Below are 12,816 nucleotides of genomic sequence, written 5' to 3'. Positions count from 1 at the left end.
CGGTCCGCTGGGCAAGAAGAGCCGGTGCAAGCAGACCGGCGCACGGCACGAGGTTCGGCTCGTCGAAACGCACCGGAACCCGGCCCAGATCATGAGAAGCTCGCACTCGTCAGATGCCCTCTCGACGTGGAACGATTCGGCCTCAGCAACCAAGATCATCCCAAGTCAGAGGGCATCTGTCCGTTCAAATTCACGACCTGCCAGCACCGAGAAGCGGTGGATCCGGGCTTAGATGATCTGGCTCCGAGTCGGGCTCCTGACCTGCGCGACCAGCTCAGCTGAGACGTGGAGATCTTGAGATCTCAGGTGATGTGGTCCCAGGCGAATGATTGCCGGGTGCTGTCTCATCCGAGAATGGAGGGACCGGAAGGCGTGCGTCATCAGCCCGTGGGCGAAGTGCCGACGGGCTGATCTGTGTCTCTGTCATGCGGCGGGTGCGAGGGTGACGGTGAAGCCGAGGGCTTCGAGCTGGCGGATGTGGTTGCGCTTGCGTCGGTCGGGGTCGATGCGGGTGTCGTAGTAGTCGGAGCCCGGATCATGGAAGCGGGTGTCCGGGGTCGAGAGCAGGTGCCAGATGACAACCAGGAGCGAGCGGCCGACCGCGACCAGCAGCTCGGGCAGCTCCAGCCTTCTGGCCAGTCGGTGGGCGCCGTAGACGTTCCAGGTCTCGACGGTGTCCGATTCGGTGGTCACCAAGTTCTCCATCCGGTAGCCGAAGCGGGGGTCAGGGGCGCAGGGCGTAGCAGCGCAGGACGTCGAGGTCGGCGGTCTGGACGGCGGACCAGCCCGCGGTGAGGATCTCCGCCTGGGCGGGAGTGATGCCGAGGCCCTGCAGAGGGTCGGTAGCGGGGCGGCGCCCGGCGATCTCGGTGACCACCCAGAAGGTCCCGCCCGGGGCAAGGATGTGGCGGACGCGGTCGAGGAAGGCGGCCTTGTCGTCGATCCACCGGTAGACCAGGCGGCAGGTGACGACCGCGTACGCCGACTCGGGCAGGGCACGGAGGTCGTCGGTGGTGAAGTCCATGCACCGCCAGACCGGCTCGTGGCCGGGCCCCGCGTCCTGGGCGGCGGCGAGCGCGATGGCGCTGGGGGAGCAGTCAATGCCGGTCGTGCGGTAGCCGAGGTCGGCGAGGCGCCGGGCGAGCGAGCCGTCGCCGCAGCCGATGTCGAGGGCGGGGCGGTCACGACCGGGGCCGAGGTGGTCCTCCAGCAACCGGTTCTCGGTGTCGTCGAGCTGCCGGTAGCGGCGGCCCTGGGACCAGAGCGGCTCCCAGTAGGTCGCGGCCGCGGTGGACGCGGTGGTCATGAAGGAGCTCCTTCGCGGGCGGGCGGCACGGCCGCGCGGACTGGAAGTCACGCGGTGTCGCCCGCCTCGCCACCGCCGGTGCGCTGCTGAAGTTCCCACAGGGACCGGAACAGGCCGGGCTCGCGGGTGAGCTGCGCGTAGGTCCCTTCTTGCACCAGGCGTCCCTGGTCGAGGACGACGATCCGGTCGGCCACGGCGACGTTGGCGAGCCGGTGCGTGATCAGGAGGATGGCCCGGTCCTTGGCCAGCTCCCGCAGCCCGGTGAAGACGTGGTGCTCAGCACGGGCGTCGAGGGCGGCCGTGGGCTCGTCCATCACCAGCAGGGCCGCCTCGCGGTGAAAGGCCCGGGTGAGCACGACGCGCTGCCACTGCCCGCCGGACAGCTGCTGGCCGCCGAACCACTCGGAGGTCAACAGGGTGTCGATGCCGGACCGGAGAGCGGGCAGCATGTCGGCGGCGCCGGACGCCGCACAGGCCGCCAGGACCGCGGCGTCACTGCGGTCGCCCTGCCCAAAGGTGATGTTGTCCCGCAGGGTCAGCGGCAGGTACGAGTACCTCTGCGGGGCCAGGGCGACGTGCTTCCACGCCTCCCAGGGCTCCATCTGGGCGGTGGTGGTGTGGTCCCAGGCCACCTCGCCGGAGGTGGGCAGGAGCAGGCCGCAGATCAACCGGGACAGCGTGGACTTTCCCGATCCGTTCTCCCCGACCAGGGCCACGATCTCCCCGCGCCGCACCCGCAGCGACACCCCGCTCAGGCTGTCCCGCTCGGCACCGTCGTACCGGTAGGTGACGTCGCGGACCTCGAAACGCTCCGGGGCCGCGGACAGCGTCTTCGTACCGCGCGAGCCGGCCATGGCCTGCCCGTGGGCGTTGTCGAGGAAGTTCTGCCAGTCCTGCACGTTACAGCCGGTGCGCACCAGGCGGGCACCGCCGTTGATGATGCCGCGGACGGATCCGGTCGCCGTCTGGAGTGCGAAGACTGCGCCACCGCCGGCCGCCAGGTCCATGCGCCCGGAGGCCAGGAGCCACAGCAGCGCAGCCCACACCGCGGCCGAGGCCACCCCGCCGGCGGCCGCGCCCGCCAGGCCCATCCACGCGCCCGTATTCGCGGCCCTGCGTTCGGCGGCGTTGACCGAGGCGGCGAGCCGCCGGTACCGGCCGAGGAGGAACGGGCCGGCCAGGCAGGCGCGCATCTCCTCGCTGGACTCCATGTAGGCCATGTGCCAGCGCAGTTTGTGCAGCATCCGGCGCCGCCCGGAAGTTTTCAGGCCCGCCAGATACACCACGCGCGCGGCCCGCACGTACGCGGCGGCCTGCGGCAGACACGCCAGCAGCAGCAGAGGCAGGAGGAGCGGGTGGATCACGGCGAGGACGGTGGCTCCGGCCGCGAGGGTCGCGGTGGCGGCCAGCACGTCCTGGGCTTCCTCCACGAGATCGGGTGTGACCTGGGACCCGCGGTCGGCGATGTCGTAGAAGTCGTTGTAGCCGGGTTGGTTGTTCGCGGCGAGCTCGGCGCCGAGCGCCGCCTCGATCATGGTGAGCTCCGCGGCCCGGGTCAGAAAGGGCCGCAGCCGCCCGGTCAGCCACGTCACGGTGATACCCAGCAGTGCGCGAAGGCCGGTCGCCGCGGCGATGACGGCCAGCTGTGGGGCCGCCTCCCACAGCCGCTCGGAGATGTCGCCGGAGGAGATCAGCGCGGTCAGGGTCCCGGTGACGGCCAGCAGGCCCAAGGCCGCGAGCACCCCGGTGCCGACCTGGCAGGCGAGCAGACCGGCCGTCGCCACCCGGTCCACTCGCCAGGCCATCTTCAAGGAGCGCAGCACCAGCGCGGGCAGGCGCCGCGCCATCGTGACGGTCGTCATCTGCGCCCCGGCCTGAAGCCGAGAGGTGTCCCGGTAGAGGAACTCCTCCTCCTGCGGCGTGCTCACGGCGTCTTCCGGAGGACTCGCCTCCGATACGGCCTTGCCTTGCTGCGCGGATGTGCTGCCCGTGCTCAAGCTGCTCCCCCGATCTGTCGGTCACGCCTGGTCCGTGGGCTCAACGAGCCAGCCGAGATATCGAACTGGTGTTTTTCGGTCGCTCCGGATCTCCCGAGATAGAGCGGGTGGCGGCGCGTGGAGAATGCATGGACCCATCCGCCCCAACGGGTCTGCCGAGCTGTGGGGTTGGCCGAATCGCCGAGGGTCGCGCCGGCGAGCGGGCGTGGTCGGGCGGGCTGGCTGCGGCAGCGATGAGATGTGCCCCGCGCTGCCGCACGGACGGCACGCCGGCCCGCCACCCAGGAGGCCTGGGCGGTGGCACTGCGACGCGACGCCCGGGAGGTTCCGGACGCCCTGCCGTCCCGAACGCCGCGACGGCGACGGTGCGCGAGCTCGCGCACCACCAGCCAGACACCCAGATCCACGGCCACCTGAACGCGCGGAACGTTCTGGCGGGCACCCGACAGCCCGGGCTGGCCGTCGACTCGAAGGGCTGGGTGGGCGACCGGGACATACGACTGCGGCACGTTGACCAAGTCCCGGTCGGTCGTCCTCGCCGAGCAGAGAGACCTGGCCGGGGGGATCCGCCGCACCCTCGACGCCTTCACCTGCGCCGCTGAACTCGATCGGAAACGCGCGGCGGTGGGCGCAGCTCAGTGCGGTCCAGGCTGCCTACGGCGGCCGCCGGCACGGTCGTCACGGAGCCGAATATGCTTAACTCATCGCGCTCGTTGACGAGTTGGCGCGCATCCTCACCGGCCTGTGACCTCACCAACACCGCAGCTCATCGGCGGGGCGGGTAGAGGCGGGTCCGGGACGAGTTCGATGACCGGTTACGCTGGCCATGAGGGTCATGAACTCAGCGAAGAGCGTCGCGCAGGGCCTCCTCTAAGACAGGTAGCTGGTCCAGCAGCATCAGATCGGCCTCGTGCCGCGCCCTGCCGTAGGACTCGAGTGCTGCGTCGACGATGTGCGGACGTTTCACTGGTGCCGAGAACGGAAACGTCGAGCAAAGCACGGCTGCACAGCCCACACGGAGCGAGGACACGAGGTCGTTCGCGGACGCCTTGGGGTTGGCGTCCCGGTAGGCCAGGGTGAGATCGGTGTATCCGGTGAGCCATCCCTCCACACCGTTGGCCAGCACGCTGCTGGGGTCACAGCCCAGACGCGCGATTTCCCAGGCGAGGTACAAGGGTGTGGGCGGTCGGAAGTCCACGAACGCGGCGGCATCGTCGTTTTGCAACAGGACGTTGGGGCCGGATAGGTCGCCGTGCAAGACCTGGACCGTCAGCGGTGGAAGCGAAGCAAGGATGCGCTCGACGCCACCCAAGAGAGCTTGCCGTTCACGCGTCGCCTGCAGCGACCATGCCTCGAACTCCCCAAGCCTGGGCTTGCTCTGGAACGCGAGAATCAGACCCTCATAGCTGTCTCGTGCGGTAGCCACGTCACACACCGCGGCACCAGGTTTCAGGGTGGGTGCGGCGGCGGGGTGAGCGGCGAGTCGGCTGTGGAGGCGGCCCATCGCTGTGCCGACCGCTGCCCACCGTGCATCCCTCAGGCCGCCTTCGGCGGTCGCGGTGTGCGGCACGTACGACCACAGGGACATCGGCAGGCGGCCGTGGGTCTCGATGAGTTCGTGCTCGCGCGTGCGGGTTGCCCGCGCGGTCGCGACACCTCCGTCGGCGCAGTACTCGGACAGTTCGACCGACGCCCGCTCCAGATCCAAGTGCTCTCGAGTGCGGTAGACCTTGGCGAAGTGCCGCCGGCCCGCCTGGTCCACGACGGCGTAGTTGTCCGTGGCGGTGCCCTCCGGGATACGCGTGATGTCTGCCGGGTGCAGCCCGTACGCGAGCACCAGCGTGTCGGCGACCGCCATGATCTGCTCCCCCTCCGCGGTGCGGCCGGGTGTGGAAGGCGCGGCGACAGGCTTGGTGGCGGGCTGGTGAGATGCGGTGGACATGGTCTCCTCGTCGAAGCGCACAGCGATAGTGGTCAGATGATGAGCGGGCGGCAGGTGGTCGGGTCGATCAGGACGCGGGCACGGACCGCCGCCAGGTGCTCAGCGAGCTGCGGCGGGCCGCGCCGGGTGCAGCGGGGCCGCAAGCTCGCCGATGGACACGCTCCGTCAATGCGGTCATCTGATCGTGCTTCCCTCGTTCGGGTTGTGGCAGTACCCGAGCCCGACCCGGCACCACCACCAGCCGGCAGGGGACCGGCCGACCAAGCCGACACTGCGGCGCCCTGCCGCGTGAATCGGCTGATGGAGGCGGTGAACGCGGTAACCGACACCGGCTTTTCGTGGCGAGGCTGACCAGTTCGGCATCGCCCAGGCGGGGCGTAGGACCGGCCGGCGGGCGCAGCGGCACCAGGTAAGGATGCTCGTCGCATAGAGTGCGGGCGCGCGGGTGTCCACGTCATTCGCCAAAAGATGATCATGGACACCTTCGATCTTGTTTCTGCAGGCATCCCTCGGGCCGCACCACCAGGAGGAACCAGTGTCATCCCCGCAAGTGATCACCCCCGTGGAGAAGCTCGCCGAGGCGAAGAAGCAGCTGAGTTTCCCGCGTATTGTTGCGATTTGCGGCTCCACTCGTTTCATGCCCGAGATGGCTGAGGCCGATCTGCGGGAGACCAAAGCCGGAAGAATTGTCGTCAAGCCGGGCTGCGATCTGAAGTCGCCGCACGAACTTTGGTCCGATCCTGTCGAGGCGGAGGCCCTGAAGGTTCGACTCGACGAACTGCACCGGTCGAAGATCTTGCTCGCTGATGAGGTGCTCGTAGTCGGCGACTACATCGGAGACAGCACCCGAGCCGAAATCGCCTACGCCCGGTCACTGGGCAGGCCCGTGCGGTTCACGCACCCCGAAGTCGACCCCGACGCCTGAGGGCCCACCGCCACACCCTCCGCAGGCGCCCCTTGGAAGTGGTCATATAGCGGGTGGCTCGGCGGTGGAAGCGGGCTCAAGCAGCGGCGGAACGCATCGCGGCCGTTATGGCGGCAGCGAGCGGCCGCCGGTGGTTCATCACATAGAAGTGGTCGCCCTCGTACCTCTCGAGTCCGCGGAAGTGCGTGGTGAACGCCTGCCAGGAGAGCAGACGGTCCTCGCCGATCAGCCTGTCGCGGCGGCCCCCGAATACCGAGAGCGGAACGGGCAGCGGTTCGGGGTCGCGGGGAGGAGCCCAGGTGTCCAGGAGTTGGAAGTCGTTACGGAACACCGGGGCGAACTTGCGCCAGACGGCGTCGTCGTCGAGGAGCTGCGGCTGGCTGCCGCCCACCTTCCGCAGCCAGCCGCGCAGTTCGTCATCGGACATCAGGTGAGCGCGGCCGTCGGCGCCGGCCTCACCTCGCGGGGCGCCGTAGGCGGACACACCCAGCCAGTCCGGGAGCGGATCCCCCTCGTGGTGAAGTCGGCGGGTGAGCTGGTAGGCGATGAGTGAGCCCATGCTGTGGCCGAAGAACCCGAAGGGCCGGTCGAGCAAGGGAGCGATAGCGGCGTGGAAGTAGTCGACCAGCCGGTCGCAGTCGTCGATCAGCGGCAACGTCTGCAGCTGGCCTCGGCCGGGGGCCTCCAGAAGGCAGAGCTCCCAGTCCTCGGGGAAGTACTCCGACCAGCCCCGATAGAGCAGGTGTGAGCCGCCGGCGTGGTGGAACAGGAACATGCGCACCGCTGGGTCGCTCAGCGGCCTCGGGCGGATGACCGGGCAAGCAGACGTCTCGCCGACGAGCTTCGAGATGACGAAGGCATGCAGCTCAGCGAGGGTCTTGGCACCGCTGATGACCACGGCGTTCTCCGGGACCCCGAACGCAGTCTCCACGCGGGTTGAGATCTCGAGCATCAGCAGCGAGTCGATCTCAAGCTCGTCGGAGAAGTGCGCCTCGTCGGTGACCTCCGCGGGTTCGATCTCCAGTACGCCGGCTATCAGAGCGCGGAGCTCCTCGATGTTCACGGACGCAGTGCTCATTGGTGTTCCCTTCGCTCCTACGTGGATAGACGAATGGTCGGTCAAGAGGTAGCCAACTGTTCGCTCTGTAGGGTTGATTGAGTGAGTGGGTCGAGGGCGAAGCGGCTGCTGGCCAACCCGGTGGTGACCACGGTCGTGGTCGAGCACAAAGACCGTCTTGGCCGGATGAACGTCGAACTGATCGAGGCGGCCCTGTCCGCCACGGGCCGTCGCCTGATGGTGCTGAACGAAGGCGAAGTGGAAGACGATCTGGTGCGGGACACGGTGGAGGTGCTGACGTCGTTCTGTGCCCGCCTGTACGGGCGCCGGTCGGCGAGGAACCGGGCGAAGAAGGCTCTCGAAGCGGCGGCTTGCGTTGAGTGAGCCGAAGAAGAAGCTCCGCACGATCGAGGCGCCGTTTGTCGCGCTCGGGCCGTCCGGGGTGGCGGTGCGCGACCGGCTCAAGCACCTCACCGACACGGACAACGAGGTGTTGCGTCTGGTCGGCGAACACCTCGGCCGCCTCGCCTCGCTCGATCTCAAGGCCCGGTGCGCTGACGGCCTGGACCACAACACGGATTCGTGAGCGGCACGGAAGCAGGGCCTGACGTCCGCTTCGTCGTCCCGGTGGGCCGGGAGCATCACGAAGGCCACCCACGATCAGTGGGCGCTGTCCCGCCGCTGCCAGCTCGCCCACATCCACGGGCTTGAGGCCGGAGTACGCACGCTGATGCACCGCTTGTCTCAGCCGATCGGGGAGAAAGGCACCAAGCGGGCACCCGGCGGATACCGCTCGAAGGGCGAGTGGTTCCACAAGTCCCGCCGCCTGGCGACCCTGGAACACCGCCTGGACTTGGCCCGTGCTGAGCGGGAGGCCGGTGTCGTACACGTCGTGCGTGGCGGCCGGCGCCTCCTGGGCAACCGTCACAACCTCGCAGCCGCCCATCTCACCGAGCAGCAATGGCGGCATCGGTGGGAGGCCGAGCGCTGGTTCCTCGCCGCCGACGGCGAGTCCGGCAAACGCTTGGGCAACGAGACCATCCGCGTCACCCCGGACGGCGAAATCTCCATCAAGCTGCCCGCGCCGCTCGCCCACCTGGCCAACAGCAAGCACGGCCGGTACGTCCTCGCCACCCGGGTTCAGTTCCAGCACCGGGGAGCCGAGTGGCGCGACCGCATCGAGGCGAACCGGGCCGTGGCCTACGGTATCCACCTGGACGTGGTCCGAGGCCGCTGGTACCTGACAGCCTCGTGGACACGGCCCGTTGTCCAGACGATCCCGATGGAGACGGCACGCGCCGCCGGGATGGTCGGCGTGGACACCAACGCCGACCACTTCGCCGCCTACCGGCTCGACCGACACGGAAACCCCGTCGGCAACCCCAAACGCTTCTTCTACGACCTCACCGGCACCGCGGACCACCGCGACGCCCAGGTCCGCCACGCCATCAGCCAACTGCTGCACTGGGCCCGGCACTGCGGCGTCAAGGCCATCGGCATCGAGAACCTGGACTTCACCGCCGAGAAGACCCGCGAGAAGCACGGCCGACGCAAGAAGTTCCGCCAGCTCATCTCCGGCATCCCCACCGGAAAGCTCAAGGCCCGCCTTGTCTCCATGGCGGCCGAGCTTGACCTGTCGATCGTGGCCGTCGATCCGGCGTACACGTCGATGTGGGGCGATGAGCACTGGCGCAAGCCCCTCACCAGCAACAACCGGAAGATGTCCCGTCACGATGCCGCAGGCATCGCGATCGGGCGACGCGCCCTCGGACACCCGATCCGGCGACGGACGGCACCGCCCCCGCAGCACCAGAGCGATGCTGCGGGGCATCGGACCGCCCAGGCCGGACCAGACACCCGAGGGCGTGAGGAAACCCGCCCCCGCCTTCCCGGACCACGCACAGGATGCGTACAGCCGCACGCGGAGCGAACGCGGGAGACCAGGACACCCAAAACCGTTCGGGATGTCCGCAGTGCACAGGTATGGGTCCAAGACTCACTCCTGCTCACTGACTAGGAACGGTCAGCAGCAGAGCGGCTGCCGCGTCGTGGCGAGGGCCTCCGGCCGTGGCGAGCACGTTCCCGGTGGCGTCGCTCTCCAGATGGGCGGCCGCGGCGGCGCATTGTAGGACGCCCAGTGCCCCGGACAGCGGGCCCAGCTGGGCTTCCAGGTCGATTCGGCGAGTGGCTGCGAGCAGCTGGCCTGACCCGGCACCCGCCTCGTCGACGAGCCACAGTGCGACGGTTTTCTCCTCAGTGACACCGGCGGAGGGAAGCGCCGCGGTGAGGTCCCGGGTTCGTGCGTACCCGGCGATCGTGGCGCGCGGCCGTGTGCCACGGGAAGCGGCTGCGTCCGCCGGTTCGAGTACGATCGCGACCGCCGCGTCGGTGGACTGCTGGCCGAGCAGCTTCGTCGCCACGTCGTTGGCTGGTTCGACGCCGACGACGACGGCTGCTTCGGCGCGCCCGGCCACAATGAGGTTTCGGGCCCAGGCGAGGGCGTCCAGGCCGCTGGTGACGCCGTTGCAGACGGTGAGGTTGGGGCCGCGCAGCCCGTAGCGGATGGCCACCCAGCCGGCGATGACGTTGCTTGATGTCTGTGGCAGGCCCAAGGGGCTGAGGCCCCTGACGCCTGCCCTGGCGATGGTGTCGGTGGCTTCGCAGACGCTGTCCACGTTGCCCAGGTTGGTGCTGACCACGACGGCGGTCGAGTCAGCCACGCCCGTGAACGTCGCGTTGGCGTCGGTCAGGCCCGCATCGTGGAGGGCGGAGTCGGCAGCCCGCAGAGCGAGCCGGGACGCACGGTCCTTGTGGCGCATCTCGCGTCCACTGAGCCCGGTTGCCGGGTCGAAGCCGCCCTCGCCAGGCAGCGGTCCGAGGAGGTCGCCGTACGTCGCGACACCTGGGAGCGCCAGTCCGATGCCCGTGACGACGACCTCCCGGGCGCTCGGGTTACTCGTACGTGCGGTACTCGTCCCGCTCATCGGGCGGCCTCCACGATCGCGACGGCGTTGATCCCTCCGAAGCCGAACGCGTCGATCTGAGCGATGGTCAGGTCGCCGTATGCGGGGGAGCCCTGCACCAGGCCCAGTCCTACGGCCTCGGGGATCGGGTCGGTGAGTCCCAGGACCGGGGGTACCGTCCCCTCCTTCATGGCGAGCACCGCCATCAGCAGGCTGAGGAGTCCCGAACCGCCCAGGGTGTGGCCGGTCATCGCCTTGATGGCGGTCATCCGCGGACCGGTTCCGGCGCCGTGGAAGATGTGGCGCAGGACGCTCGACTCCGTCTCGTCGTTGCGGGGGGTTCCGCTGCCGTGCAGCATCACCAGGTCGATGTCTTCCGCCCGTACCCCTGCTCTGCTGTAGGCGTCCTGGACCGCGCGTGTGATGCCGTCGGGTCGGGCGCGGTGGGGTGGTGAGCGTCGCAGTTCATGCCCACACCGCGCACCCGGGCGTGCACGGGCCCGTGCCCGGTGCCGGCGCGCTGGACGACGACGGCTGCCGCGCCCTCACCCATCAGCATGCCCTTGTGCGTGGCGTCGAAGGGGCGCAGCGCGTCGGGGATGTCGTTCTGCACCCGGTCGAGCGTGCCGAAGCCGCTCTCGGTGGCGGCGTCGGTGCCCGCGACGACGACCGTGTCGGCCATGCCGAGCTCGATCATGTCGGTGGCCATGCCGAGCGCGTACAGCGTGGCTGAGCAGGCGTTGGCGAAGGTGTACGTGGTGGACGCGCCGAAGGTCTCCTTCAGGGTGGTGCCGAAGTGCAGGTCCTCGAGCGCGACTTCCGCGTGATCTCGCCACCACAGCTCGAGGCTGCGCTGCTCGCGCATGGTGGTCCCGACCAGCACGGGTACGTGTGACAGGTCCTCGCCCAGGCCCGCGTCAGCGACTGCCTGACGAATAACGGTGGTGAGCCAGCGGGTGGCGCGGCGCGGGGTGTCGCCACCGCCCTCGGGCCGGTCGTCGATCTCGTAGGCGTAGGCCGCCCTGTACTTGTCGGGGTCGAACGCTCGCAGAGGCTTGCGGCTCTCCTGGCCCGCGCACAACGCGGCGAATATCTCCCGGGGGCTGGCACCGATGTTGGCGACGGCGGCCATGCCCGTAATGTCCCAGGTCACGGTTGTGCAGCCGCCTTCCTCAGCTCGAAGGCGGCCAGCTTCCCGGTCGACGTGGTCGGGAGCTCGTCGAGGAACTCCAGACGGGCGGGCCGCTTGTAGGCGGCAAGACCGCCACGGATCGCGGCGATCACCGCGCGCCGCACCACGGCCGTGTCGAATCCGGGCCGGGCCACCAGATACGCCACGGCCTGCTCCAGGCCGTCAGCATCGCGGCCGCCGACCACCACGCACTCCTGGACCCCTTCCGCACCGCGGATCACGCTCTCGATCTCACTCGGCACGACCTTGTAGCCGCCCAGGTTGAGCAGGTCATCGGCGCGGCAGAGATGGGTGAACGTGCCGTCCGGCGCACGGCGCACCACGTCGCCGGTGTACGCACCGCCGTCGGCGAAGGTGACCGCGGCAGCCTCCGGCCGGCCGATGTAGCCGAGGGCGACGGTCGGGCCGGCGATGTGCAGCCGGCCCTCCTCCCCGTCGGCGACGGGCGTGCCGTCCGCAGCGCGGACGGTCGCGGTGATCCCGGGCACCGGGACCCCGAAGGTGCCCGGACGCTCTTTCCCCGGCGGCGTGCCGACGACGATGTAGAGCACCTCGGTAGCGCCGAGACCGTTGAGCAGCTCGGCCTGGAAGGCGGTGCGGATCCGCTCGGTGAGCGGACCCGGCAGATTCTCGCCCGCCGCCACGCACAGCCGCACGGAGTCGGAGGCGAGCGCCGTCCCAAAAGCGTTCAGCAGCGCGGCGTACAGCCGTGGGACGGAGAACAGCACGGTGGGTTGGTGGCGCCGCATCGCGGCGGCAAGCGAGTGAACGTCGACCGGGCCGCGGATGAGCGCAACGCGGGAGCCGGCCGCCAGAGCGCACAGGACGGAACTGCCGAAGCCGTAGCCGAAGGACAGCCGGGCGGTGGACAGCACGGTGTCCTCGGGAGTCAGCGCCAGTACCGTGCCGATGCCGTCGGCCATGGCCGCGATCGCACCCGCCGAGTGCCGCACCCCCTTGGGCATGCCGGTGCTTCCGGAGGTGTACTGCACGAGCGCCTCACGCCCCGCACTCCACGCGGCCGGCGGCCCGGCCTCCTGCGGACGGCGTGTGGGGCCGGGCTCGGCCGTCGCCAGAGCAGCCAGGACGTCAGCGCCAGCGAACTGGGTCGTCGTCTCGAACAGCTCCTCCAAGGCGCGTTGCCGCTTGGGAGCTGCGTCGAGGTGCACCATCGCGGCGGCGCAGTTCTCGGCGATGTAGCGGACTTCGTCGTCCGTGAGCATCGGGCTGATCACCACGGGGACGCAGCCGTGCCACCACAGGCCGAGGACAGCGACAACGGTCGCCACGGAATCGTCGGCGACCAGGAGGCCGCGGGCGCCCTCAGGCACTCCTGCTGCCCTGAGAGGGCGGTATGAGAGTGCATAGGTGATTTGGCGTCACCTGAATGTGTGGCAGTGCGGTATCCCGGCCGGTCGGCGGCCATGGGCATGC

The 12,816-nt window shown here is 69.5% G+C and carries 8 protein-coding genes and 3 pseudogenes; 3 read left to right on the top strand and 8 right to left on the bottom strand.

The window, feature by feature from the left end; all coding sequences use genetic code 11:
• Window positions 1-423: 423 nt before the first annotated feature.
• The 4 genes from ACLB9X_RS33035 to ACLB9X_RS33020 all read right to left on the bottom strand — a co-directional run bounded on the left by ACLB9X_RS33035 (window position 424) and on the right by ACLB9X_RS33020 (window position 5,266).
• A complete protein-coding gene (locus ACLB9X_RS33035) occupies window positions 424-693 on the bottom strand; it encodes a hypothetical protein (RefSeq protein ID WP_410364115.1) in 270 nt (89 codons plus the stop codon).
• A gap of 31 nt (window positions 694-724) precedes the next feature.
• A complete protein-coding gene (locus ACLB9X_RS33030) occupies window positions 725-1,306 on the bottom strand; it encodes a class I SAM-dependent methyltransferase (RefSeq protein WP_410364114.1) in 582 nt (193 codons plus the stop codon).
• Between the two features lie 47 nt (window positions 1,307-1,353).
• Window positions 1,354-3,234: an ATP-binding cassette domain-containing protein gene (locus ACLB9X_RS33025; protein WP_410364113.1), complete on the bottom strand. Its 1,881-nt coding sequence runs from the start codon at window positions 3,232-3,234 to the stop codon at window positions 1,354-1,356.
• Window positions 3,235-4,144: 910 nt separating this feature from the next.
• Entirely contained in the window at window positions 4,145-5,266 is a 1,122-nt protein-coding gene (locus ACLB9X_RS33020; RefSeq protein WP_410364112.1) for a phosphotransferase enzyme family protein, read from the bottom strand.
• 514 nt (window positions 5,267-5,780) lie between these two features.
• Here ACLB9X_RS33020 and ACLB9X_RS33015 point away from each other — a divergent pair.
• A complete protein-coding gene (locus tag ACLB9X_RS33015) occupies window positions 5,781-6,170 on the top strand; it encodes a hypothetical protein (protein WP_410364110.1) in 390 nt (129 codons plus the stop codon).
• 76 nt (window positions 6,171-6,246) lie between these two features.
• Here ACLB9X_RS33015 and ACLB9X_RS33010 read toward each other — a convergent pair whose 3' ends face one another.
• Window positions 6,247-7,248: a thioesterase domain-containing protein gene (locus tag ACLB9X_RS33010; RefSeq protein WP_410364109.1), complete on the bottom strand. Its 1,002-nt coding sequence runs from the start codon at window positions 7,246-7,248 to the stop codon at window positions 6,247-6,249.
• Window positions 7,249-7,341: 93 nt separating this feature from the next.
• Between ACLB9X_RS33010 and ACLB9X_RS33005 the strand changes: the two are divergent.
• Window positions 7,342-7,611 (top strand): annotated as a pseudogene (locus ACLB9X_RS33005) (recombinase family protein); the annotation flags it as partial.
• Window positions 7,604-9,244 (top strand): annotated as a pseudogene (locus ACLB9X_RS33000) (IS200/IS605 family accessory protein TnpB-related protein). The pseudogenes ACLB9X_RS33005 and ACLB9X_RS33000, both read left to right, overlap by 8 nt.
• On the opposite strand, the gene ACLB9X_RS32995 reads toward ACLB9X_RS33000, so the two are convergent.
• From ACLB9X_RS32995 to ACLB9X_RS32985, 3 genes and pseudogenes are all read right to left on the bottom strand, one after another.
• The gene (locus tag ACLB9X_RS32995; RefSeq protein ID WP_410364108.1) at window positions 9,234-10,211 is read right to left on the bottom strand and encodes a beta-ketoacyl synthase N-terminal-like domain-containing protein; all 978 of its coding nucleotides are present in this window, start codon (window positions 10,209-10,211) and stop codon (window positions 9,234-9,236) included. The pseudogene ACLB9X_RS33000 and the gene ACLB9X_RS32995 overlap by 11 nt on opposite strands.
• Window positions 10,208-11,343, bottom strand: a pseudogene (locus ACLB9X_RS32990) (beta-ketoacyl synthase N-terminal-like domain-containing protein). Before ACLB9X_RS32990 ends, ACLB9X_RS32995 begins: the two are co-directional and overlap by 4 nt.
• The gene (locus ACLB9X_RS32985) at window positions 11,340-12,755 is read right to left on the bottom strand and encodes an AMP-binding protein (protein WP_410364116.1); all 1,416 of its coding nucleotides are present in this window, start codon (window positions 12,753-12,755) and stop codon (window positions 11,340-11,342) included. The pseudogene ACLB9X_RS32990 and the gene ACLB9X_RS32985 overlap by 4 nt, the downstream one beginning before the upstream one ends.
• Window positions 12,756-12,816 lie beyond the last annotated feature (61 nt).

Origin of the sequence: Streptomyces sp. 5K101, from assembly GCF_046506645.1 — a bacterium.
Classification (GTDB): Bacteria; Actinomycetota; Actinomycetes; order Streptomycetales; family Streptomycetaceae; genus Streptomyces.
This window is presented reverse-complemented; position numbering and strand designations above follow the sequence as displayed.

Excerpts from the sequence above, each read along its gene's own strand:
- ACLB9X_RS33030 (WP_410364114.1), bottom strand. The coding sequence starts at position 1,306 with ATGACCACCGCGTCCACCGCGGCCGCGACCTACTGGGAGCCGCTCTGG.
- ACLB9X_RS33010 (WP_410364109.1), bottom strand. The coding sequence starts at position 7,248 with ATGAGCACTGCGTCCGTGAACATCGAGGAGCTCCGCGCTCTGATAGCC.
- ACLB9X_RS32995 (WP_410364108.1), bottom strand. The coding sequence starts at position 10,211 with ATGAGCGGGACGAGTACCGCACGTACGAGTAACCCGAGCGCCCGGGAG.